Genomic DNA, 25,247 nt, shown 5'->3' on the forward strand with positions numbered 1-25,247 from the left:
CTCGCAAGGAGGATTTCTTGTCTCTAATTCTTCAATAACATAGTGGCATATCCGATGACGAGGAGTGCCCATAATGAACCTGCCATTTATTTTTCATAGTCAAACTATTGATGGTTTAGCTTTTAATGACGAGCAAGTTACAGTCAGACTGAAAACCGAGACATTGGATTTTGATTCCGTCTATGTGCGTATTGAGCCGGACAATGAAGAATATCTGGTCGACATGGCTCAAGTAGGAAAAGCTGGTGAATTATTACTATGGGAGGCATCGTTTCGACCAAATCAAGATCGAGATGTCACACATTATGTGTTTAAGCTCCTCAAAGACGGACAACAATACTGGCTCGATGCACGAGGCGTACAAAAGCGTATTCCACCCAAAGAGTTCCACTTTAAGTTGAATGTAAACCATCAACCACCAAGCTGGGTGCAAGAGCAAGTTTTCTATCAAATCTTTCCTGACCGTTTTTCTGCTAGTAAAAGTGAGTCTGATATTCGCCACGCTTATGCTCAGTATGATTCTGCATCGATCGTCAAGCCGTGGGGAGACGCGGTAGGCTCTCACCAAAATACCGGGGCACGTGAATTCTTTGGCGGCGACCTCAAAGGTGTAGAACAAAAGTTGGACTATCTTGAACAGCTCGGCGTTACTGCGCTTTATTTCAATCCGATCTTTTCTTCACCAAGTAATCATAAATACGACACCACTGATTACTTCACTGTTGACCCTATGTTCGGCACCAATGATCAGTTTGCTGAACTGTGTGAGAAAATCCGTGGTAAGAATATGAAGATTGTCTTAGACGCGGTGTTTAACCACACATCAGTGCATCATCCTTGGTTTGATATAGAACAAAAAGGAGAAGGAGCGTATGGCAATCCGCAGTCAAAGTTCCGTGATTACTACTTTTTCGAAGGCGAAACCAATCACTACATTGGTTGGAAAGGCATTGGTAACTTACCGGTTCTGAACTTTGAAAATGAACAGGTGCGCGACTACATCTACCAAAGTGAAGAGTCTGTCATCAAGTATTGGCTGAAGCCACCGTACTTGGTTGATGGCTGGCGGTTTGATGTAATCCATATGCTTGGCGAAGGAGACGGCGCGAAAAACAATGCTCATTATGTGGCAGCGTTTCGTAATGCGACTAAGTCAGTAAATCCGAATGCTTATGTGTTAGGTGAGCACTTTTTTGAAGCAACGCAGTGGTTGCAAGGTGATCAAGAGGATGGGGCGATGAACTACTACGGTTTTGCTCATCCAGTTCGAGCTTTTATCGCACGACAAGACATTATGTACGATCCAATCAACATTGATGGTTTGGAGTTTAAAGCATGGTTGGACGAAGCCAGAGCAAAAATCCCATTTTCTAATCAGCTATCGCAGCTAAATCAACTCGATAGTCACGATACTGCTCGGTTTATCACACTGGTTGATGGTGATAAGCGTAAAATGAACATCGCGCTAGCAATGCTTATGACTTACGTTGGCACGCCTTGTCTTTACTACGGGAGTGAAGTCGGTCTAGAAGGAGGTCTAGACCCGGATAATCGTCGCTGTTTTCCTTGGAATGAAATCGAAAGTTCACAATGGCTATCGTTTTACCAACAATGGATCAAGATACGTAAACAATGTAAGCCTTTACAGTCGGGCTGTATTCAATGGCTGCATTGCACTAACAACCAGTTGGCGTACGCACGTGTACTAGGTTGTGAAGCAGTCGTTGTTATGATTAATCTCAGTGGTAATGAATGTTCAATCGATTTACCTATGTGGCAACTGGGCTTGGAGGTTAGCCAAGTTATATCGTTGTTAGATGACACAGAACAGGTTGATTATAAAGGTCATATCTCTGTCAATATGTCGGCACAGAGCTGCAAATTATGGCGACTAAAGTGACACCACACTCTATATTGATTAAACTCCTTTAATATATAAACGGTCTCAAACAGCGCGCACACATTTGTTTGGTCTCTTGTTATCTGGTGCTGCATTGCATGCGTCACCAGATAACGAGTATCAATTTAATAGCAGTCATAAGAGACTATTGACCTTTCATATGCATGGTACTCAATGGTAAACCAAAGGCGATTTAGCCTCTCATTTGTCATCTTTTTTCCTCTGGCGTTATTTGTAGTGGTTTTACTCGTGACAACGAAAAATTACTATGATGCGGTTAACCGCTATATCGATTCTGAGTATTCGCGTATCGAGCGTGCAATGTCTCGCGGTATTAAAGTACTCACGGCTTTAGATTACAGCTTCACCAACTATACCAATTACGCTAACCCACTGTTTGAAGAACATAATTCTTTAGTCAAAGAAGGGCTTTGTTATCTTTGGCCTATAGATGTGTTGTTACTCGAAAGTGTTTATAGTGAAGGGTTACCTGCGGTTGACCTTGATTATATGATCGTAGGGGACGAAAGCTTATGTCAGCAAGGTTCAACGATTAACCAGTTAGCTGAACAAAAGGCGGGTTTTGCGCCGTCATTGTCATTTCTGCACGATATTGAATCGCACATTGTTGGAATCCATTACATTGACAAGCGCGGTTACGTTATCTCCTCACCCGATACCTACGCAAAAAATTTCACTAGAGAGCTTTTGTCAACGCTAAAAGCCCGACCTTTTTGGCAAAAAACCGCGCAAGATAAAGTGAACATTACCTTGGCTGGACCAGGGCCTGTGTTGGACTCGATGGAAGGTCAAGTCATTAGTATGACGGTACCCGTCTATGAGAAAGGAGAACACCAAGGTGTTTTGTCTATTGATTTTGACATCAATACGCTTATGGCTTCGTCGCTAGGTCTTGTAGGTCAGTTTCATTTGGTTTCCAATTTACAATCCATTCCTTCAAACAGTACACGAATCAAACCAGTCGAATTAGAGCGATTGAGTGCGAATCACAGCATGTACTACGAGTACAACCTTTGGGATGAAGCTAAGAACCTAGCGGTTTTTGAAAAATACAGCCTTATTGTCGCACTATTTATTTACGTGCTGAGTACCGTCGTCTTGTTCTATGTGAATATGCATAGCGAGCGACGTTACTTTAAAGAACTGGCAGCAAGAGACCCAATGACCAGCTTATTGAATCGTCGAGGTATGCAAACCGTGTGGCGTAATAAGATGACAAAAAAACAGGTTGCTTTGGCAGTGTTCGATATTGATAACTTCAAGAAGATCAACGACACCTATGGTCATGATGTCGGTGATTCTGCAATTCAGCTTGTTGCAAAATGTATACGTGAAAATATTCGCCATACCGATGTTGCCTCAAGGTTTGGTGGCGAAGAATTCGTTTTAGCGATTTATGACGAAGATTCAGAAGGCATTAAACTCATTTTAGACAGAGTAAAAAAAGCCATAGATGAGCGCTCGATACGCGTAACGAAAGAAGGCTTTACGATCTCTGGCGGTGTGGTGTTTAGTAAAGAGAGCCGAGTAGAAAACTTTGATGAATTGTTTAAAGCGGCGGATGAAAAGTTATATCAAGCCAAAAGTACAGGCAAAAATAAGATCTGTTACTAGGATTTAGGTACTAAAAAGGACGAGATATTCGTCCTTTTTGTGTTCGGGAGTTATGCAACCTGAGAGTTTAAGTCATCGCGGTAGCGTTGAATATGCTCAACAATTGGTGCGGCTTTGTTGAACGTTCTGATTTCTCTAAATAGGTCTTTTGCTTCAGGATAAGCCTGACGTAAGTAAGAGAACCATTGTTTTACGCGGTTTGGGTAATACAAGCCTTTATCGCCTTTCATCTCAAACTTGGAGTAGTAGATGAGCAACTCAACCACCTCGGGCCATGACATTGGCTGGTGGTTATGTTTTACCATATTGCCTAAGTTAGGGATGTTGAAAGCGCCTCGGCACACCATCAAAGAGTTAGCGCCAGTCGTTTCAATGCAACGTTGACCGTCTTCATAATTCCAAATTTCACCATTCGCTATCAGTGGGATATCGAAACGTTCGCGAATTTGGTTGATGTAATCCCATTTTATCTCAGAAGCTTTATAACCACCTTGTTTAGTACGTGCGTGTACGGTCAATTCATTTGCGCCAGCAGACTGAATGGCATCGACAATTTCAAAGCAATCTTCAGGGTTCTCCCAGCCAAGACGAATTTTTGCAGTTACGGGAATGGCTTCTGGAACGGCTTCTCGACAAGCTTTCACAACACGGTGAATGAGCTCTGGATGCTGGAGTAGCGCTGCACCACCTTTACTTTTGTTGACCATTTTGGCTGGGCAACCAAAGTTTATATCAATACCTCTGGCGCCGAGATTTGCCGCTTTAATTGCGTTCTCAGCCATCCAGTTTGGTTCTTGTCCCAACAATTGCACATGTACTGGCACACCAGATGCAGTCTGAGAACCTTGCAACAGCTCCGGGCATAAACGGTGAAATACATGATCGGGTAATAGCTGGTCGATTACGCGAACAAACTCCGTAACACACAGGTCATAGTCGTTTATCTCGGTCAGGATTTGGCGCATCAAATGATCTAAAACGCCTTCCATTGGGCCTAGTACAACTCGCATAGCTTGCCTAATACAGTTTGGTGGTAAAAAGGAGGGCGATTGTAGCGATGTAAGTTAAGTTTGTCATTAAAAGAGTCGAAGCGCCCAGTGCAGTCAAACACACAACGTTAGGTTACTTGCTTTTGAGCTCTGAGGTATAATGCCGCCAAATTTATGGGAAACCAGATGTCATGCAATACACATTGATTGAAAAAGGTGAAGTTCACGTCGATGAATCTTGCCTATTTATCGAAGGCGCAGTGTTAGCTGCGAATCTGACGACAAAACCACTCGCTCCTGAAAAGTGGTTAGAGCCGCTATTAGGTGAGGGATTCAAAGCGATTCAACCAGCTGTGGAAGAGCAAATTCACAAGCAGCATAACCGAATTCAACGAAACGAATATTCCGTGCTAGAGCTAACAGGCAAAGAACCTGAACAACTTGCTGATTTTGCCGAAGGCTTTATGTCTGTTTGGTCAATGATTGAAGAACAGTGGCAAGACGTTGAGCTCAATGATGGATTACAGCGTATGCTGCAAGCATTACTGACCACTTTGATGCTGGCTATCGATGAGCCAGCAACGCAGCAACAGATGCGCGACGCAGGTATTGAAACGCCACCGGCCCTGACAGATTTAGTCGACCAGCTTGATTTAATGGTCGGTGAAGTCGCGCTGGGCGCGGATGAGTTGATGGTAGGCAATAAAGCTCAAAGCCTAAACCCATTCAAAGGTATCGGGCGCAATGATCCCTGTCCTTGTGAGAGCGGAAAAAAATTCAAGCAGTGCTGTGGTCAATCACGCGGCTAAATCGAATCGCCGCGCTATCCACTTAACAAAAAGCCGACCAGATGGTCGGCTTTTTGTTAATTTTTACGCGTCAGTAGGATTAACGAATTGGATTAACGCGTTTTGCAGGGAAGAATTGTGCAATTACAATTAATGCCAAAGCGATTAAATTGCCTGCAAAAATTACGACTAACCATTGTGGCATTGATAAATCAAGGAACTGCCATACAACCTTAGAGCAATCACCATATGCTTCAAACATCCAAGGAACCCACTGATTGAGCGGAGCCCAGCTAGGGAATGTGACGAATAAATCGCAAGTCGCGAATGGTGATGGATTAAACTGGTAGTCAACGTGCTGCATCGCAAGTAACAAACCCTTGTAAGCACTTAATCCCCAGCCTATCAAACCTAGCCAGCGGAAAATTGGGTTCTTGGGTGCCAATATACCAACCATTGCAGCGACGCCCACTCCCATCATCGCGACTCTTTCATAAATACACATGACACATGGTGCAAGCATCATGACGTGCTGAAAATAGAGGGCACATGCTTCAAAGAAAACGACAAATAGCAGAAGCAGTAGCCACGATAAACGTCCCTTTGAAAACTGGTTAAGTGAATTTAAAATAGTCACGTTTTTGTTCCTGTCTGAAATAGAAAAAGCTCTGAATACTCAGAGCTTTTTATCGTGGATAAGTTTCCTAATCAACTCAAATTTTAGTGACCACCGGATACTACGGGAGTCAGATCACCACTATGAGGTAAAATCCAACCAGCTTCGTAGAAAGAAGCTGTTGCAGGCTCTAGGAAGAACATGATTCCCATCAGACCGACAATCGCAAGAACGACGGTGTAAGGCAGCGCCATGATAACCATTCGACCGTAAGACAGACGAATTAATGGAGCGAGAGCCGATGTGAGTAAGAATAGGAATGCCGCTTGACCGTTTGGCGTTGCAACAGAAGGCAGGTTAGTACCAGTATTGATTGCCACCGCCAGTAAGTCGAACTGATCACGAGTAATGAGGCCCTCAATGAGTGCAGTTTTTACTTCATTGATGTAAACCGTACCAACGAACACGTTATCCGACACCATAGATAATAAGCCATTCGCCACATAGAACAGAGCTAGCTGAGTACCTTTATCTTCAACGGCAAGCACCGCATCGATGACTGGTTTAAACAGCTCTTGGTCAATGATTACAGCAACGATCGAGAAAAATACTGCAAGCAGTGCAGTGAAGGGCAGGGCCTCTTCAAACGCTTTCCCCATGGAGTGCTCTTCAATGACACCAGTAAATGCGGTCGCTAAAATGATCACAGAAAGGCCAATTAAGCCGACAGCAGCTAAGTGCAAAGCGAGTGCAACGATCAACCAAACCGCAATAAGACCTTGAACCCAGAGTTTTGCGACATCTTGATTTGTTCGCGTTTTACGCTCTTCACGGTCAAAATCGACGAGGATCTGACGAACGTTATTAGGAAGCTTCGCGCCGTAGCCAAACACTTTAAGCTTTTCAACTAAAGCACAAGTGATGAGACCACAGAAAAATACAGGTAGTGTCACTGGAGACATACGGATTAGGAATTCACCAAATAACCAACCCGCTTGGTCTGCAATAATTAAGTTTTGAGGTTCACCAACCATCGTGGTTACGCCACCTAAGGCAGTACCTACACCAGCATGCATCAACAAAGAGCGCAAAAAGGCACGATAGTTTTCTAAGTCATCACGCGTTAGTTCAGTGATCGTGTCATCTTGTGTATGGTCATGGTCACCGATAGGGTTACCAGACGCTACTTTGTGATAGATAGAGTAAAAGCCGATCGCCACGCTGATAACAACGGCGATAACCGTCAAGGCATCCAAAAATGCAGACAAAAATGCCGCAGCAAAGCAGAACGCGAGTGATAGTAGGGTTTTAGAGCGAATGCCAAGTAAAATTTTGGTAAAAATGAACAGCAATAGCTGCTTCATGAAGTAGATGCCCGCAACCATAAATACCAGAAGTAGCAGTACTTCGATATTTGCTACTAATTCGTGCTTAACTTGCGCAGGGCTAGTCATGCCGATAGCAATGGCTTCAATAGCAAGTAAACCGCCAGGTTGTAATGGGTAGCATTTTAATGCCATTGCTAGCGTGAAAATAAATTCAGCGACCAACAACCATCCAGCTACAAATGGGTTTATTAGGAAGAATACAATCGGGTTAATTATTAAGAAGGCTATAATGGCAACTTTGTACCAATCAGGCGCTTTACCAAGGAAGTTCTTGATAAAAGCGTTTCCGAGCGATATCGGCATGATAATTCTCTTTATAACAAAATTATGAATAGACACTACAATAGTGCTTAAGTATCTGTTTGTTAGACTTATTAACTAGTCTTTAAAAACAATAACTTAGTAAAACAACAATCCTTTGTTTATTGTAGTCTTGCCAAGTTACTTCCCCTGAACTCAAGCACCGCTCACTTTCGACCGCAAACTCTACACTCAGGCATTTATTAGTCAATAACAAAACGTGATGCTACCGACTAAAATGACTTTTTAAATGTAATAACGCGATCAAAACGGCGTTACTATACCATGAAAGTCTTAAAAAAATCCTCTTGGATTTTAAATGACGGTCAGTGACGAGAAAAGGCAAATTAAGAAAGAATATTAACTGTGATATACAAAGTAATTTTTCATATTTTGAATATAAAAATGTGACACGGTTGTCTTTATTTCTCCGAGATTTGTGAGCTGTTTAATTAAATGAAAATTCATATTTTACTGCTTTCGCTCGCATGTTAGAGCCTCTTAAATTGACACAACATATAGAGTATTAACTCTATGTTATGGAGTCGTTTCCACTATTGATCGTAAATTTTCTCAAACCGCTAAGTAGTGGTATGATGAGTAGTATCGACCCTCAGAAATCAATATTGGATAAAAAGTAGAATGGTCATAAAGGCGAAAAGCCCTGCGGGATTCGCAGAAAAATATATTATCGAGAGCATTTGGAACGGCCGTTTTCCTCCAGGCTCAATTTTACCTGCTGAGCGCGAGCTGTCCGAACTGATTGGTGTTACTCGAACGACTTTAAGAGAGGTTCTTCAACGACTAGCCCGTGATGGATGGCTGACTATCCAGCACGGCAAACCTACGAAAGTTAACCAATTTATGGAGACCTCTGGTCTGCATATTTTGGATACTTTAATGACGCTAGACGTTGATAATGCGACAAACATTGTAGAAGATCTGCTTGCGGCACGTACTAACATCAGTCCTATCTTTATGCGCTATGCATTTAAAGCGAACAAAGAGAGCTCTGAGCGTACAATTAAGAACGTAATCGAATCTTGTGAAGCTTTAATGAATGCGGCTTCCTGGGACGAATTCATCGCTTCTTCGCCGTATGCTGAAAAAGTTCTGCAGAATGTGAAAGAAGATAACGAGAAAGATGAAGCGAAGCGTCAAGAAATCTTGATTGCTAAAACGTTCAACTTTTACGATTATATGCTTTTCCAGCGCCTAGCATTCCATTCAGGAAATCAAATTTACGGTTTGATCTTTAATGGTTTGAAGAAGCTCTACGATCGTGTCGGTAGCTACTACTTCTCAAATCCAGCTTCTCGTGAGCTAGCTCTGAAGTTTTACCATCAATTGCTCGAAACTTGTGAAAGTGGCCAGCGTGAACAACTACCAGTAGTGATTCGTCATTATGGTATGGAAAGTGCGTTGATCTGGAACGAAATGAAAAAGCAATTACCAACGAACTTCACGGAAGACGACAGCTAAGCGCTGACAAGTTGGATAAACGAAAACCGCAGTGCCTTAGGCCTGCGGTTTTTTTGTTTTTATTTATAAGTCGGCGACGGACCAAGCACCAATAATAAGGCATGGAACGTTTATCCTGCTAGCGAGAGTCTGGGTAACGGTAGATATAATGACTCTACGACATCTGAAAGGACATGGTCGTAAGTATTGAAGATGGTCAATGACAAGTCCGATGTGACGCCATAAAGCTCTGCTTCTGTTAAGTCGACATGACTCTCTGTCACGTATTCATTTAGCGTCTGTATTGAGCGCGTGGAAGCAGGAGAGGTAATGCTAAGTGGAGCGATAACCGCTAGTTGGTTTAGCTTACGCATCATGACCGATGCATAATTTTTGAAACGTTCATTTCCGCCTTGCTCTCCTAAATCTTGAATGCTGATTCGTAACTGAGTCAGGGTCTCCAAGCTATCCATAATGTTTTGCCAGTTCATGTGATACTCATTATGCAAGTCATCTCTTTGCTCAACCGCTAGCCATGCGATGGTTACTTCATCCATCAAAAACAAGCAATGACGAATTAACTTACCATGCTCCATCTGGTTTCTTGCAACACTATGGTCATTCCATTGTTCAAGTAGTTTCCCTACTTTAATCTGTAATACGCGATACATGGGTTTGTTTTCAAACCGTGATGTTTCGACTAGAAGATGCAGCTTGTTAGTCAGAGCATCATGAAGAGCGTCCAATTTTTGTTGATCGTTTTGTTGGAATTGAAGCGAGTAGTGAGTAGCAGCTCGGTGGTGTCTCAGAAGGTGAACAACATCCCGCAACAATGTTAACAGCTGATATTTGCGCGCATGTTGCTGCTCTCGTTTAGAAGACAAGTGATATATTCCGGCTAAAATAGCGATGGACAATAGTGTGGAAATCAAAACAAACATAACCAACTCCTTGTTAGTGTTTGGACCTAACAAGGAAGATTGCAGTTTTGATGCCACTAATTAAATTCTATTAAAACAGTAATTTAGGATTGTGATGGGAGAGGTGCTGTACAAGTTTGGTGCACAAATTCCCCAAAAGTGTGAATTCAGTCAAAAAAGTCCCCGCTGAACTGGCGAGGACTTTTTAAATTTGATTGTAAAGCTACAACTTACATTACGCGCATGCCAGGTTGAGCGCCTTCGTGTGGCTCAAGGATCCACAGGTCACTACCACCAGGGCCTGCCGCTAGGATCATACCTTCAGACATACCAAACTTCATCTTACGAGGTTTTAGGTTTGCTACCATTACCGTTAGCTTGCCTTCTAGCTCTTCAGGTTTGTAAGCTGACTTGATGCCAGAGAATACCTGACGAGTTTCACCACCGATGTCCAATTGGAACTTAAGCAGTTTGTTGGCTTTTGGTACTTCTTCACAAGAGATGATACGAGCGATACGCATATCTACTGCAGCAAAAGCATCGAACTCAATCTCTTCAGCGATTGGTTCTTTGTCTAGCTCGGTTTGGCTAGCCTTGTTCTTTTCCGCTTCAGCTTTCTCTTTCGCCGCCATTTCTGCCGCCGCATCTTCTTTAGACGCTTCGATCATCGCTTCAACATTCTTCGGATCGATACGGTTGAACAGTGCTTTGAACTTAGTGATCTCGTGGCCTGTTAGTGGAGCAGCGATGTTTTCCCAAGTTAGCTCTTGGTTTAGGAACGCTTCAGTACGCGCAGCTAGCGATGGCATTACTGGTTTCAGGTAAGTCATCAGTACGCGGAACAGGTTGATACCGACAGAACAGATGTCTTGTAGTTCCTGATCTTTGCCTTCTTCTTTTGCTACAACCCACGGTGCTTTTTCATCAACGTATTGGTTAGCTTTGTCTGCCAATGCCGTGATTTCACGGATTGCACGACCAAACTCACGCGTTTCGTAAAGCTCAGCGATACGGTCAGCAGCAGCAACAAATTCGTTGTAAAGTTCAGGCTCTGCAAAGTTGTCAGACAGTTTGCCTTCAAAACGTTTCGCGATGAAACCTGCGTTACGAGATGCCAGGTTAACGATCTTGTTAACAACGTCAGCGTTTACGCGCTGAGTGAAGTCTTCAAGGTTAAGATCTAGATCGTCGATACGGCTGTTTAGCTTCGCAGCGTAGTAGTAACGTAGACACTCAGGGTCTAGGTGCTCTAGGTAAGTGCTTGCTTTTACGAACGTACCTTTAGACTTCGACATTTTCGCGCCGTTTACGGTTACGTAACCGTGTACGAATACGTTGTTAGGCTTGCGGAAGCCAGAACCTTCTAGCATTGCTGGCCAAAATAGGCTGTGGAAGTAAACGATGTCTTTACCGATGAAGTGGTACAGCTCTGCTGAGCTGTCTTTTTTCCAATACTCGTCGAAATCTAGGTCGTCGCGCTTGTCACATAGATTTTTGAAAGAACCCATGTAGCCGATAGGCGCGTCTAGCCATACGTAGAAGAATTTGTTCTTCTCACCAGGGATCTCGAAGCCAAAGTATGGTGCATCACGTGAGATATCCCATTGCTGCAAACCAGACTCGAACCATTCTTGCATTTTGTTCGCTGTTTCAGCTTGTAGCGAGCCAGAGCGAGTCCACTCTTTTAGCATGCTTTCAAACTGAGGCAGGTCGAAGAAGAAGTGCTCTGAATCTTTCATTACTGGCGTCGCACCAGAAACCGCAGATTTAGGATTGATCAGTTCTGTTGGGCTGTAAGTCTCACCACAGTTGTCACAGTTGTCACCGTACTGGTCTTCAGACTTACATTTTGGACAGGTACCTTTTACGAAACGGTCCGGTAAGAACATCTCTTTTTCTGGATCGAACAGCTGAGAGATAGTGCGGCTAGAGATAAAGCCATTTTTCTTCAACTCAAGATAAATGTGTGACGCTAGCTCACGGTTCTCATCTGAGTGTGTGCTGTGGTAGTTATCAAAGCTGATATCAAATCCAGCGAAGTCTTTTTGGTGCTCTTCGCTAACTGCGGCAATCATTTCTTCAGGAGTAATACCCATCTGTTGCGCTTTAAGCATGATTGGCGTGCCGTGAGCATCGTCAGCACAGATGAAGTTTACAGTGTTGCCGCGTAGGCGTTGGTAACGAACCCAAATGTCCGCTTGGATATGCTCAAGCATATGACCAAGGTGGATCGAACCGTTAGCGTACGGAAGGGCACAAGTTACCAGCATTTTCCTTGACGGAAAGTTTTTTGGATCGTTTGCCATACTTAATATTCGCTTTTCTTGATAGGTATAAATAAATTTTGATGGATAATACTACCCCATGAACTGACTAACTCCAAGGTGTCAAACTGCGGAATGCCTTAGTTTTTTTGGGGTTCTGGTTGAGCCTGGACGGTGGTAGCATGACATCTAAAAGGAGGGCTTATGCATCAGTTCACTTCAAAACAAGATTTTTGTCACTGGTTTAACCAATTCCAACATCCACAGTTGGTGGAAAACTGGGCAGATATTCATGGCGCAATTTCGATTACGACACAGGGTTCTATTGATATAACGTTGCCATTCGCAAGTAATGAGCTTCAAACCGTACTGCATGACTGGATCAAACAGCAGCAAGCCTCGGGTAAAGTGGCTGAATTCCCATTTAATATTCGCCTTGGAGTTAAAGCTTTAGAAACTCAAGTGGCTAACTCGGTTAAGGGTGTTAAGAACATCGTTGCCGTCAGTTCTGCGAAAGGTGGCGTTGGTAAATCTACTACCGCAGTTAACTTAGCGTTGGCGATTGCTCAATCTGGGGCGAAAGTGGGATTGTTGGATGCAGATATCTATGGTCCGTCTGTACCTATGATGTTGGGGCAAGAAGATTCTAAACCAGAAGTTCGTGATGGCAAGTGGATGGAACCCATTTTTGCTCACGGCATCTATACTCATTCTATCGGTTATTTGGTGGATAAATCAGAAGCGGCGATATGGCGCGGTCCAATGGCTTCAAAAGCGTTGTCGCAGTTATTAACTGAAACAGATTGGCCAGATTTGGATTATTTGGTGATTGATATGCCGCCAGGTACGGGGGATATTCAATTGACTCTGTCACAACAAATTCCGGTAACAGGTAGCGTGCTAGTCACAACACCGCAAGATTTAGCCCTTGCCGATGCAAGGAAGGGAGCGGCAATGTTTAACAAAGTCCATGTCCCGGTTATTGGTGTTGTGGAAAACATGAGTTATCACATTTGTAGTCAATGTGGCGCGAAAGAGCATATTTTTGGTATGGGCGGAGCTGAAAAAATGTCGCAAGAATTTGGCTTAGCATTGTTAGGACAAATTCCGCTTCATATCTCTATGCGAGAAGATATTGACGCTGGCGTGCCAACGGTAGCAAGACGCCCAGAAAGTGAGCATGCAGGGTATTATAAGCAACTTGCCGATCGCGTATGTAGCACGATGTTTTGGCAAGGCAAAGCAAAACCAGATGCGATTAGCTTTACAATGGTGAACTAAGTTTACTATGCCTGTTGGTTGATAATTGCACATTTTAACGTTTGCTCGGAGGTTAATCCTCTGAGCAGGCAGAAACTTATGACTAAACCCTAATTCCAACTAGTAACTATGGGGTGAACTCCCTATAATCAGACAGTTTATCTTTTTATGTGACTAGAAATCATCATCGGGTGCAAACTAATGTCTGATAATAATCAATGCGTCATCGTAGGTATTGCTGGCGCTTCTGCTTCTGGAAAAAGTCTGATCGCGAGCACTATTTATAATGAGCTTCGCGCGAAAGTAGGCGATCATCAAATCGGTGTCATCACGGAAGATTGCTACTACAACGACCAAAGCCACCTAAGCATGGAAGAGCGAGTAAAGACGAACTACGATCACCCGAGTGCGTTGGACCACGACCTACTGTGTGAGCACCTAGAAAAACTGGTACGTGGTGAAGCAGTAGAAGTGCCTGAGTACAGCTACACTGAGCACACAAGAACAATTAACACCACCACAATGACACCTAAAAAGGTGATCATTCTAGAAGGTATCCTTCTTCTTACAGACCCTCGTCTTCGTGATTTGATGCATGCGACAGTATTTATGGACACACCGTTAGATATTTGCTTGCTTCGCCGTGTTAAGCGTGATGTGGAAGAACGAGGCCGAACTATGGAGTCTGTTCTTAAGCAATACCAACAAACAGTACGTCCGATGTTCATGCAGTTTATCGAACCTTCTAAGCAATATGCGGACATTATTGTTCCTCGCGGTGGTAAAAACCGTATCGCAATTGATGTATTAAAAGCTCACATTGCAAGACTTTTGAAAGCTTAAGCCTATAGACGGCTATATCGCTTTATTTTTAGGAGAAGAAGTGGCACCTTAAGTGCCACTTCTTTTTTTGTTTTTAAATTAGTCAGTTGCAGGTTAAAACCAGACACTTTTCACGCTTTTGTGGAACTGTCAGCGGTAAATGGAGTCTGCGCTTATAATTGTAAAAACACTCGAGCAAGGAAAAACAAATGAAGAAACTGCTCTTAATTCTAGCAATACCGATTGTGGTCATTTTGGTCGCAATTTTAGCGTTAACCATCTTCGTCAATCCGAATCAGTTTAAACCCCTTATTGTTGAGCAAGCACAAAAGCAAACGGGATTAGAGTTGGTGATTGAAGGGGATATCAGTTGGCAATTTTTCCCATCGATTGGCTTTGAGTTGGGACATACAGAATTGCGAAACCCACAAGGCTTTAGTAAACCCAATTTATTCAAAGTTGATACCGTTGGTGTAGACATCTCTGTTATGCCACTTTTTAGTCAACAGCTTGAAATTGGAAACGTCACGCTTGATGGTGCTGAGTTCTACATTGAAACCAAGAAAGATGGCAGCAAGAATATTGATGCATTGACGAAAGCCCAAACACAACAAGCAGAACAAGAGAGCAATGCTGCGCCTACGCAAAATGGTGAAACGCAAACTTCTGGTTCTGAGTGGAGTATTAATCTTGCTGGCGTTACGGTTTCTAACGGTTCATTAGAAATGCAGGATAAGCAAGCCGGTAGTTACACCAAACTTTATGATATTTCATTAAACCTTTCCGAATTCGCTTTTGACAACTGGACAACGGCTGATTTTGGCGTGAAGGGCGAAATGAACGACCAAAAGTTCACCGCGAAAGGTCAGGCAGACTTTAAGCTAGAAAAAGGTTTGGCAAACTACGCGCTAAAGAACATCAACTTTGATGCGACATACTCTGACCCTGCCAATAAAATTGAATCGGCAACGATCGGTTTAGACACGTTTGAATTCGATAAAGTAAATAACCTGACTTATGCCATTAAGGGTGACGCTGGTGGTATGAAGTTAGATATGCAGGGTGCTGGTCAACTTAGCGTGGACAAGGCTATCAGCAAAGTACAGTTGGATAAGTTAACTCTTAAATCGACTTTTGAGGGTGATGCCTTACCTCAGTCCCCGATGAAAGTCGACATGGTGTCTGATCTGTCTTTCGACCTAACGAAAAACCATCTGAGTTTTGTTCTAGAGAAGTTAACAGCGAATGCTATCGCCCTAGATGGTAAGGCAGATGTGACACTCGGTGATATTCCTAAAGTACGCTTTGCTCTCCATAGCCCCAATATCGATCTTGATGAGTTCTTAGGGTTAGATAAGCAAGCTGCCGAAGGTAATAAGCCTGCTTCTGGTGGCGAGAGTGCTCCTGCCGGACCTGAGGTTGAGCCTGATTTGTCTGCGTTGAAAACGTTAGATGTAAAGGGTGACATTACCATCGACAAATTCAAAGCGGCAAATGCGAAGATGGAAGCGGTAAAAACGAGCTTCACTGTAAATCGTGGCGTGTTTGAGCTTACATCTTTTAGTTCGAAGTTGTACCAAGGCTCAATCTCAGCGACAGCGAAGTTAGATGCACGCCAATCACCAGCGACTTACAGTGTTAAAAAGTCAATCAAAGGCGTGAAAGTTCAACCGCTACTTATAGACGTTGCTGAAAACGACAAACTTGAAGGGACAGGTAACATTGATGTGAATGTTACAGGTAAGAGTCTCACGCCTACCGGTATCAAGAAGAATCTATCTGGTACGGTTGTTATCAATTTTGCTGACGGTGCGGTGAATGGCATCAACGTTGCTCAGTTGATTCGTGAAAACTATGCGAAATTTAAAGGGCAAAAAGTTGAAGGCACCAATGAAGCTAAGAAAACAGACTTCAGTGCGATGACGGCGACATTGAAACTCAACAAAGGTGTTGTATCAACGGATAATATGCAAGCTCAGTCTCCATTGTTACGTGTTCGCGGTAAAGGTACCGCAAACTACATCAATGAAACAGTCGACTTTACTATCAGCACGTCAGTTGTAGGCAGCTTAGAAGGCCAGGGCGGTAAAGATATAGATGAGCTGAAAGACATCACGATTCCAATCAATGTGTCTGGTAAGTGGGCAGATCCTAAATTCAAGCTCGTATTCGATGATGTTCTGAAGCAGAAAGCTCAGAAAGAAATCGATCGTGGCGTAGAGAAGCTAACGGACAAAATCAAAGACGAGAAAACCAAAGATGCGGTCGATGGTTTATTGAAGAATCTTTTCAACTAACCGTGCGTGAAAACCAAAAGGGTTGGCATTTTGCCAACCCTTTTTAAATTACTCTGTGAGTGTTACCAATCGACGCCTTTGAGGGCTTTTACGCCAGATTCAAATGCGTGCTTTACATTTTTCACTTCAGAAACGGTATCGGCCATTTCAATCAGGGTTCGATGTGCGCCACGCCCAGTAATAATAACCGACTGCATTTTAGGTCGGTTGCTCAGCGCTTCGACCACTTCGTCTAAGTCGATGTAGCCGTAGCTCACCATATAAGTTAGCTCGTCAAACAAGATGACATCGATAGAGTCGTCTTGCAGCATGCGCTTACATTCTTGCCATACGCCTTGCGCTGCTTCGGTATCAGCGGCTTTGTTTTGAGTTTCCCACGTAAAGCCGGTTGCCATTACTTGGAATTCAACGCCGAGTTTCTCAAGTAGGTTGCGCTCACCGTTGTCCCAAGTACCTTTAATAAACTGCGCGACAGCACAATTCAAACCATGACCCACTGCGCGTGCGATCGTACCGAATCCTGATGTCGATTTACCTTTACCATTTCCGGTAATGATCAGTAGCAGACCTTTTTCCTCTTGAGCAGCAGCGATTTTTGCGTCTACCTGTTCTTTGACTTTTTGTTGGCGAGCTTTATGGCGTGCTTCTTTATTTTCTTCGATAGACATAATACTTCCTCAATTCCTTTTCGTGCTGTGCCCAAGCTAATTTGGGTTCATTGATTTATCTCGCTATGATAGATCAACATATCGTGAAGAAAAACCACCGATAATTCAGGGAATAAAATGAAGAAAATACTTGTTGTTTGTATGGGAAACATTTGTCGGTCACCAACTGGAGAGGCAGTGTTAAGAGCGAAAGCTCAAAAGCTAGGCGTTGAAGTAGAGGTTGATTCGGCAGGTACAATTGGCTACCACGCAGGAAACCGACCGGATTCAAGAGCGATGGCAGCAGGAAAGCAGCGAGGTTATTCTTTTAAAGGAATGCAAGCGCGCCAAGTCACCATTGATGACTTTGAAAAGTTTGACCTTATATTAGCCGCAGATAAAGCAAATTTGGCCGATTTATTGGATATCTGTCCGTTGAAGTATCGACACAAAGTATCGTTATTTTTAAGTCATTCTGGGTCAGGTTACGACGAAGTCCCTGACCCATATTATGGTGGGGAAGATGGCTTTGAACTGGTGCTTGATTTAATCGAAGAGGCATCAGACGCAATTTTGAAGAAGCTATAATCGCCGTGCTTGAAGACAATAGAAAAAGGGATGAGCTCAGCTCATCCCTTTTTATTCGTGTTAACCCGCTAGTATGTCGGTTGCGACTTTGTAGCTTGGGTCTTCCTTCACGTTAATTTCAACCAAGCTGCCAGCTTTGTCCAAAAGTTTACGACAATCTGGGCTTAGGTGACGAAGGTGCAGCGTTTTACCTTGAGCATTGTAACGCTCAGCCAGTGTTTCAATGGCTTCAATTGCAGAGTGATCAGTCACGCGAGAGTCTGCAAAATCGACAATCACATCTTTTGGATCTTCAGGCGCGTTAAACAACTCCAGGAAGTTAGCCGCAGAGCCAAAGAAAATAGGGCCGTGAATCTTGTACTCTTTTGAACCTTCCTCGTTTAAGCACGTGTCGGCATAGATGTGCTTAGCGTGTTGCCATGCAAACATTAATGCAGAAACGATAACACCAACCGCTACGGCAACAGCAAGGTCAGTAAGAACAGTAACAACGGTCACAAGAACAATAACGAAGAAGTCTTGCTTCGGTACGCGGCGTGCTAGCTTAAATGTTGCCCATTCGAATGTACCAATGACAACCATGAACATCACACCAACCAGAGCAGCGAGTGGGATCATTTCAATTAGCGAAGAAGCGAATAAGATAAACATCAATAGAGCGATAGCCGCAACGATACCAGATAGACGGCCACGACCACCTGAGTTTACGTTGATCATCGACTGACCAATCATCGCACAACCACCCATCGCGCCAAACACAGAACACGTCATGTTTGCCATACCTTGACCGATACATTCGCGGTTAGATTGACCACGAGTATTCGTCATCTCATCTAAAACTGTCAGTGTTAGTAGAGATTCAATTAGACCAATGGCCGCGAGAATGATCGCGTATGGAAGAATGATTTGTAGTGTCTCTAGTGTAAATGGTACCGCAGGAATAGAGAAGGTTGGTAGTGAACCTGCGAGTGTTGCAGCTTCATCACCAGACATTGTACGCAGGAAGTCAACAACAGTGCGAGTTTCCAGATCCAAACCAACCACTAAAGCAGTCACCGTTACGATTGCAACAAGTGAAGAGGGTACAGCCGTTGTGATTTTTGGTAGAAAGTGAATGATTGCCATAGTTAGCGCAACCAAACCAAGCATTAGTAGCATTTGGTCTTGTGGTAGCCAAGTAAGCATGCCGTTGATATCTGGCGCTTTAAACTGACCCAACTGAGCTAGGAAGATAACAATAGCCAGACCGTTCACAAAACCAATCATCACAGGGTGAGGCACGATACGGATGAACTTACCCAATTTAAACATACCAGCGGCAATTTGAAGTATACCAGCGAGCATGATGGCTGCGAATAGGTACTGGACACCGTGAGTCGCGACAAGCGAAACCATTACGACTGCCATGGCACCTGTTGCACCAGAGATCATGCCGGGACGACCACCGAAAATGGAAGTAATAAGACCAACGATGAATGCAGCGTAAAGACCGACCATCGGATCTACGCCTGCGACGAACGCAAATGCGACAGCTTCAGGAACCAATGCTAGCGCAACGGTTAAGCCTGATAGCACATCATTTTTTACGGAGTGCTTAGAAAATTGGGGAAATTCGAACATGTTTGTTTTTAAGTTCTCTTTGCAATGAGTTAAACCCGACACATATTCGTACTTGCACAAGCCACTGAGTGGTTGATTTCTAATCAAACATTGCAGTGTAAACCGTAGTATTAAAAGAGCAGCATCAGAATGGTGTCGAAAACTTGAGTCGGCGCATGCTACCGAAAAGTGTGATTAAGTTCAAGAATGATACGAATAATGGCGTACAAATGTGATCACGAATTGGTATTTATATGAACAATTTATTGGGCAAATATGAAGATAAAAAAGGCTACCAGATGGTAGCCTTTAATTTATTTATGCCGTTAAGCAGTTGAACGTAATGATTTAGCCTAGTTAAAGTTAGGCTTTGTCATCTCTGCCGATGCACGGTTTTTAGCCACTTGGCTACCTGCACCTTTAGCTTGGTAACGTTCGGTTTTGAACGGCGCTGCTGCAACCGTGATTTCGCGTAGCTCTTGAGGGCCAGGTGCTTTCGTCATCGGTGCGCTAGCGTTTAGCTTAGCAGCAACTTTGATGGCTTCGACTTTAGGCTCTGGTTTAGCTACTGGCGCTTCGGCTGCAATCTCTTTTGCTGCTTCAACCACAGGCTCTTCAGCTGGTGCCGTTTCTACAATGGCATCAACCGGTTCAGCATGTTCAGTTGCAGGAGTTTCAACGATAGGCTCTACAGAGGCTGTTTCTACTACTGCCGATTCAGTTTTTTCTGCGATTACTGCTTCCACAACAGGTGCTTCTACTGCTGGAGCTTCCACGGTTTCTTGAACCTTGTGTTCAACAACTGGAGCATCTGTTACGACAGGTTGCTCGCGACGAATAATCACTTTACCCATTGCCATTTCTGGACACGCAAAGCCACCTTGGATTGTAGGTACTGCTGCTACAGCTTCTTCCTTAACTCGCTCTTCCTTCTTAGGTGCTGGTTTCGGAATGTAACGTGGCATTACTTTACCCATAGCCATTTCAGGAGAAGCGACACCTCCCTTACGTAGGCGGAACGGGTTAGGGCGGCGATCACGGCCACGGCGACGACGCTGGCCGCTTGCACGCAGGTGACGTGGCGAACGACGATTACGACGTTGCTTAGACTCTGCTTGCTTGTTGTCTTGCTGTGCCTCTACCGCTGCTTCTGTTGGCTTTTCAACTTTAGCTTCAACCGTTTCTTGAGTCTTAACCGCTGTTTCTTCGGCTTTCTTCTCAATCGCTTCTTGGTCCTTAACGCGTACAGACTTGTTCAATTTGCGACGTTGGCGGCGCTCTTTCACTTTTTCTGCTTTCGCATTTTGCTGCTTCGGTTTGCTCTCTTCTGGTTTTGTTTCAGTACGAGCTTCCGCTGCTAGCTGCAGACCTTTTTCCGCTACTTTTACGTTTGCTTTCTGCTCTTGGGCTTTATCTGCCTGTTGAGCTTTAGGTTTACGCTTTTGGTTACGGTTTTGCGGTTTATTTGTTTGTTGTTGAGCTTCGTTTTGCTCATTAGCCTGCTCATCACGAGGCTTACGACGACGTCGGTTGTCGCGATTGTCGCGGTTATCACGATTATCGCGCTGGTTGTTATTGCGACGACGATCGTTGCGATCACGTTTGTTACGTCGATTATCGCGATTTGGTTTTTTCTCTTCCTGAGGTTTCTGTTCTTCTTTTGTTTCTTCAGAACCACCGAATAGGAAGCTACCAAGTGCTTTAAACAGACGGCTGAACAATCCAGGTTTCTCTTCTTGTTCAACTTTCTGTTCTTTCTTCTTCGCCTCAGGATCTGGTTTAGCTGCTGGTGCAGGTGCGGTTTGAGACGGAGCAGCAAAGCCTTTAAGAACTGGCTCTTCAATTCGTTTTGGTTTTACGTCAACTTCCGCTGGCTCTTTACCTTCTGCTTCTTTCATCGCTTCCAGTTTCTTAGGAAGTAAGTAAGAAATCAGATCGAACTCTTCGCCTTCACGAACACGGATAACTTCAAAGTGCGGTGTTTCCATATCAGAGTTAGGAACAACCGTAATTTTCACTTCTTGAATGCGTTCGATATGGTTTACTGAACGACGTTTTTCGTTCAATAAGTAAGAGGCGATTGGCACAGGTACGACTGCAAGTACTTGTGCTGTGTTGTCTTTTAGCGCTTCCTCTTCAATTAAACGAAGTACAGAAAGTGCTAGAGATTCGTTGTCGCGAACGACACCAGTTCCGCTACAGCGAGGACAGATGTGGTGGCTTGCTTCTGCAAGAGAAGGGCTCAAGCGCTGGCGTGACATCTCCAACAAACCAAAGCGAGAAATACGACCGATTTGTACACGAGCGCGATCAAGACGAACGGCTTCACGTAGACGGTTTTCTACTTCTCGTTGGTGACGAACCGGGGTCATATCGATAAAGTCGATAACCACTAAGCCACCCAAGTCACGTAGACGTAATTGGCGAGCAATTTCGTCGGCTGCTTCTAGGTTCGTGTTTAGAGCTGTTTCTTCAATATCACCGCCCTTGGTTGCACGAGCAGAGTTGATATCGATAGACGTTAGTGCTTCAGTCGGGTCAATAACAATAGAACCACCAGATGGCAGACGCACTTCACGTTGGAAAGCCGATTCAATTTGGCTTTCGATTTGGTAGTGGCTGAATAGTGGAACTTCGCCTTCATATTTCTTAACGCGGTTAAGGAAATCAGGGCGCACCAATTGAATGTGCTCTTTTGCACGTTCGTAGATGGTGTTGCTATCAATTAAGATTTCGCCAATATCACGACGCAAATAGTCACGGATTGCACGAACGATAACGTTACTTTCTTGGTGGATTAAGAATGGAGCAGGGTTAGAGTCCGCTGCACCTTTGATTGCACCCCAGTGGTTAAGTAGTACATTCAAATCCCACTCAAGTTCTTCAGCACTCTTGCCAACGCCAGCAGTACGTACGATTAGGCCCATGCCCTGAGGCAGTTCCAAAGTACTTAATGCGGCTTTTAGTTGAGTACGCTCGTCACCTTCGATTCGACGAGAAATACCGCCAGCACGAGGGTTGTTAGGCATCAGAACAAGGTAACTACCAGCAAGAGAAATGAAAGTAGTAAGAGCAGCGCCCTTGCTTCCACGTTCTTCTTTTTCCACTTGAACGATAACTTCTTGGCCTTCCGTTAGCACTTCTTTGATGCTTGGACGACCTTGGTAGGTGTAACCTTCAGGGAAATATTCGCGGGCAATTTCTTTAAGAGGGAGGAAACCGTGACGCTCGGCGCCGTAATCAACAAATGCGGCTTCTAAGCTTGGTTCGATACGTGTGATACGTCCTTTGTAGATATTCGCTTTTTTAGATTCATGTCCTGGACTCTCGATATCAAGATCGAAAAGTCGCTGGCCATCAACCAGAGCGACACGCAACTCTTCTTTTTGAGTTGCGTTAATTAACATTCTTTTCATTGAAAATTCTCGTTGTCTTTTCTTTTATATCTTTCTTGTCGACTTGCCACTGTTTTTTCGCTCTTTCACGGTGCCTGATCCCATGGCTTGTATTTTGCAGCCTCCCGGCTGGAAGGGGATGCTCTCGGGCACTTCAGTCATCACAAGCCTCTTGTGGTTTCTGTTGGAAACGTAGACTTGTGACCCGCTATTTGGGCGGTAGGTACTCAACGTGAATATGCGAGGAGTAGGGTGGCAAGAGTGTTGAATTCGATGTGTCTCACGCCAATGCTGCACTCGACCTTCAACGATCTACTCACATTGCTTGAGGATAAATGATTGGTAATGAATAAAATGTAACCAAACCTTCCTTAGCAGCTGTGAACTATAGCAGTGCGCGTGGCTATCAGCAATCTGCTTTCACGCAAACGATAGAAAATTTGCCGCTAAACTCAAAATTTCTATTTTATAACTGGCTGTTTCATAAGCAATTGAGATGTGCAAACTGTTCAAGACAGAAAACAAATTGAGAACTTGATTGAGAGTTTTAATAATTTAAACAAAAGCTTGGCGAAATTTAGACCAGTTTGTGCCACCGAGTGTTTCTTTTACGACAAGAATAATGTGAAGTCGCACGAAATTGAGTTTACAATACCGCCCATGAACGAAATAAGAACAAAAGTCCAGTTCGTCGACATCGACGAAGATATGGCGGGTCAGCGCATTGATAATTTTTTGCGCAACCAATTAAAAGACATTCCTAAAAGCATGATTTACCGAATTGTGCGTAAGGGCGAAGTGCGCGTAAATAAAAAGCGTATAAAAGCAGAGTACAAGTTAAAAGTAGGCGATCTCGTTCGTATTCCACCGGTGACCGTCGAGAAAAAAGATGACGATGTCGCACCAAGTACGAAACTTAACAAAGTCGCTGAGTTGGAAAATATGATTATCTTCGAAGATGACCATATGTTGATTCTAAACAAACCATCTGGCACCGCTGTGCATGGTGGCAGTGGTTTAAAGTTTGGTGCGATTGAAGCGCTTAGGGCTCTGCGTCCTCAAGCTCGCTTTCTTGAACTTGTGCATCGTATTGACCGTGATACTTCAGGGATTTTGCTGGTTGCTAAGAAGCGTTCTGCACTTCGTCACTTGCAAGCCCAGTTTCGTGAAAAGACAGTAAAGAAGTTTTACTTAGCTCTTGTCATGGGGCAATGGAAAAGCAGTTGTAAGGTTGTGAACGCGCCACTGCTCAAAAACGAAGTGAACAGTATTGTTCGTGTTAACCCTAATGGTAAGCCGTCAGAAACGCGTTTTAAGATTTTGGAAAAGTTCGAACAAGCTACATTGATTCAGGCGAGTCCGATTACTGGTCGAACTCACCAAATACGAGTTCATACGCAATACACTGGTCACCCAATCGCTTGGGATGATCGCTACGGTGATCGTCGCTTTGACGCTTACACAGGTCAAGTTGGTTTAGATCGTTTGTTCCTACACGCGGCAAACATCAAGTTCCAACACCCATCAAATGATGAGTGGATGGAAATCAACGCACCGATGGAACCGAAACTAGAAAAAGTGTTGGCGGGTTTAAGAAACGCGTAACCATGTTTTCCTCGCGGATGCAAAAGGGAGCCTGTGGCTCCCTTTTATCGTATTTGGGTTAAAGGACATCGAGTCCTTGAACATGCAACATATCAATCAAATCAATCAATGGTAGTCCGACAAGTGTGTTCGGGTCTTTACCAACTAATTTCGTAAACAAACAAATTCCCATGCCTTCGCTTTTAAAGCTGCCTGCGCAGTAAAAAGGTTCTTCCCTGTCGACGTAGCGTTCGATTTGTTCAAGCGTTAAATCTCTAAAGTGCACCTCGAAAGAATCAAAGCCGACTTCTGTATGGTTTGTCACGGTGTTATGTACCGCAAGACCAGTATAGAAAGTGATGACTTTTCCACTTTGAGCCAAAAGTTGATTTATCGCGTTATCTCTATTTAAAGGCTTGCCAACGATTTCACCATTAATGACACAAACTTGGTCACTGCCGATAACTAAACTTGCTTTATCCGTCTGGCAAGATATTGCTTTCTCTTGGGCCAGTCTCTGCACAAGTTCAGTTGGCGTTTCTTGGTCAAAAGGTGTTTCATCGCAATCAGGTGATAAACAAACGAATGGTAGTGAGAGCTTTTCAAGCAGTTGTTTACGAAAAGGGGAGGTTGAGGCTAAAACCAGTTGGTAATTTTTCATTTTGAATTACAATTCGTGGGAGCATTTCCAATAGGATAATAGATCAAAAATGATTCTGGCTAATGCTCTGTATGTTAAGCGTAAAAAAGTACAACTTTTTTGCCTTTTTCTTTGACTAATTTTGATTTGGAAG

18 protein-coding genes are annotated in these 25,247 nt (G+C 43.8%); 9 read left to right on the plus strand and 9 right to left on the minus strand.

The features are described from left to right. Nucleotides 1–73 precede the first annotated feature (73 nt). Both malZ and R7041_RS09430 read left to right on the plus strand, forming a co-directional pair. Nucleotides 74–1,900, plus strand: coding sequence for a maltodextrin glucosidase (malZ, locus tag R7041_RS09425; RefSeq protein WP_206949254.1), 1,827 nt, complete (start codon nucleotides 74–76; stop codon nucleotides 1,898–1,900). Between the two features lie 174 nt (nucleotides 1,901–2,074). Next, nucleotides 2,075–3,535 (plus strand): sensor domain-containing diguanylate cyclase, encoded by a 1,461-nt coding sequence (locus R7041_RS09430; RefSeq protein ID WP_005387278.1) that lies wholly within the window; start codon nucleotides 2,075–2,077, stop codon nucleotides 3,533–3,535. Nucleotides 3,536–3,585: 50 nt separating this feature from the next. On the opposite strand, the gene dusC is transcribed toward R7041_RS09430, so the two are convergent. After that, on the minus strand, nucleotides 3,586–4,545 hold the full coding sequence (gene dusC, locus R7041_RS09435; RefSeq protein ID WP_054576222.1) for a tRNA dihydrouridine(16) synthase DusC: 960 nt from the start codon (nucleotides 4,543–4,545) through the stop codon (nucleotides 3,586–3,588). 170 nt (nucleotides 4,546–4,715) lie between these two features. Between dusC and R7041_RS09440 the strand changes: the two genes are divergently transcribed. After that, nucleotides 4,716–5,333: a YecA family protein gene (locus tag R7041_RS09440; RefSeq protein ID WP_064354183.1), complete on the plus strand. Its 618-nt coding sequence runs from the start codon at nucleotides 4,716–4,718 to the stop codon at nucleotides 5,331–5,333. A gap of 79 nt (nucleotides 5,334–5,412) precedes the next feature. Here R7041_RS09440 and dsbB read toward each other — a convergent pair whose 3' ends face one another. Beyond that, on the minus strand, nucleotides 5,413–5,949 hold the full coding sequence (dsbB, locus tag R7041_RS09445) for a disulfide bond formation protein DsbB (protein WP_017821379.1): 537 nt from the start codon (nucleotides 5,947–5,949) through the stop codon (nucleotides 5,413–5,415). A gap of 83 nt (nucleotides 5,950–6,032) precedes the next feature. Further along, nucleotides 6,033–7,619, minus strand: coding sequence for a Na(+)/H(+) antiporter NhaB (gene nhaB, locus R7041_RS09450; protein ID WP_005380822.1), 1,587 nt, complete (start codon nucleotides 7,617–7,619; stop codon nucleotides 6,033–6,035). A gap of 639 nt (nucleotides 7,620–8,258) precedes the next feature. On the opposite strand from nhaB, the gene fadR reads away from it, so the two are divergent. Further along, entirely contained in the window at nucleotides 8,259–9,098 is an 840-nt protein-coding gene (gene fadR / locus R7041_RS09455; RefSeq protein ID WP_005380824.1) for a fatty acid metabolism transcriptional regulator FadR, read from the plus strand. Between the two features lie 110 nt (nucleotides 9,099–9,208). Here the strand turns inward: fadR and R7041_RS09460 are convergent, their stop codons facing one another. Together R7041_RS09460 and metG are read right to left on the minus strand one after the other, a co-directional pair. Further along, a complete protein-coding gene (locus R7041_RS09460) occupies nucleotides 9,209–10,018 on the minus strand; it encodes a hypothetical protein (RefSeq protein ID WP_064368647.1) in 810 nt (269 codons plus the stop codon). A gap of 209 nt (nucleotides 10,019–10,227) precedes the next feature. Beyond that, nucleotides 10,228–12,303, minus strand: coding sequence for a methionine--tRNA ligase (gene metG, locus R7041_RS09465; protein ID WP_005387290.1), 2,076 nt, complete (start codon nucleotides 12,301–12,303; stop codon nucleotides 10,228–10,230). A gap of 162 nt (nucleotides 12,304–12,465) precedes the next feature. On the opposite strand from metG, the gene apbC reads away from it, so the two are divergent. From apbC to R7041_RS09480, 3 genes are all read left to right on the plus strand, one after another. Continuing rightward, on the plus strand, nucleotides 12,466–13,542 hold the full coding sequence (gene apbC / locus R7041_RS09470) for an iron-sulfur cluster carrier protein ApbC (protein WP_053349618.1): 1,077 nt from the start codon (nucleotides 12,466–12,468) through the stop codon (nucleotides 13,540–13,542). 180 nt (nucleotides 13,543–13,722) lie between these two features. Beyond that, nucleotides 13,723–14,364: a uridine kinase gene (gene udk / locus R7041_RS09475; RefSeq protein WP_005380833.1), complete on the plus strand. Its 642-nt coding sequence runs from the start codon at nucleotides 13,723–13,725 to the stop codon at nucleotides 14,362–14,364. Nucleotides 14,365–14,552: 188 nt separating this feature from the next. Then, nucleotides 14,553–16,640 (plus strand): AsmA family protein, encoded by a 2,088-nt coding sequence (locus tag R7041_RS09480; protein ID WP_064368646.1) that lies wholly within the window; start codon nucleotides 14,553–14,555, stop codon nucleotides 16,638–16,640. A gap of 62 nt (nucleotides 16,641–16,702) precedes the next feature. Here R7041_RS09480 and cobO read toward each other — a convergent pair whose 3' ends face one another. After that, on the minus strand, nucleotides 16,703–17,308 hold the full coding sequence (cobO, locus tag R7041_RS09485) for a cob(I)yrinic acid a,c-diamide adenosyltransferase (protein WP_005380837.1): 606 nt from the start codon (nucleotides 17,306–17,308) through the stop codon (nucleotides 16,703–16,705). 117 nt (nucleotides 17,309–17,425) lie between these two features. Between cobO and R7041_RS09490 the strand changes: the two genes are divergently transcribed. Further along, nucleotides 17,426–17,875 carry a low molecular weight protein-tyrosine-phosphatase gene (locus R7041_RS09490; RefSeq protein WP_064368645.1) on the plus strand — a complete coding sequence of 150 codons (450 nt, stop codon included), beginning with the start codon at nucleotides 17,426–17,428 and terminating at the stop codon, nucleotides 17,873–17,875. A gap of 60 nt (nucleotides 17,876–17,935) precedes the next feature. On the opposite strand, the gene R7041_RS09495 is transcribed toward R7041_RS09490, so the two are convergent. Both R7041_RS09495 and rne read right to left on the minus strand, forming a co-directional pair. Beyond that, nucleotides 17,936–19,495 (minus strand): SulP family inorganic anion transporter, encoded by a 1,560-nt coding sequence (locus R7041_RS09495; protein ID WP_005380840.1) that lies wholly within the window; start codon nucleotides 19,493–19,495, stop codon nucleotides 17,936–17,938. Nucleotides 19,496–19,827: 332 nt separating this feature from the next. Then, nucleotides 19,828–22,890, minus strand: coding sequence for a ribonuclease E (gene rne / locus R7041_RS09500; RefSeq protein WP_206949253.1), 3,063 nt, complete (start codon nucleotides 22,888–22,890; stop codon nucleotides 19,828–19,830). A gap of 639 nt (nucleotides 22,891–23,529) precedes the next feature. Here rne and rluC point away from each other — a divergent pair. Continuing rightward, complete coding sequence (rluC, locus tag R7041_RS09505) at nucleotides 23,530–24,474, plus strand: 23S rRNA pseudouridine(955/2504/2580) synthase RluC (protein ID WP_064369102.1); 945 nt, start codon at nucleotides 23,530–23,532, stop codon at nucleotides 24,472–24,474. Nucleotides 24,475–24,532: 58 nt separating this feature from the next. Here rluC and R7041_RS09510 read toward each other — a convergent pair whose 3' ends face one another. Further along, nucleotides 24,533–25,114, minus strand: a complete 582-nt coding sequence (locus tag R7041_RS09510) for a Maf family protein (protein ID WP_005380845.1) — start codon at nucleotides 25,112–25,114, stop codon at nucleotides 24,533–24,535. Nucleotides 25,115–25,247: the final 133 nt, after the last annotated feature.

This window comes from Vibrio sp. 1751, from assembly GCF_033339895.1.
In the GTDB taxonomy this organism is placed as follows: Bacteria; Pseudomonadota; Gammaproteobacteria; order Enterobacterales; family Vibrionaceae; genus Vibrio; species Vibrio alginolyticus.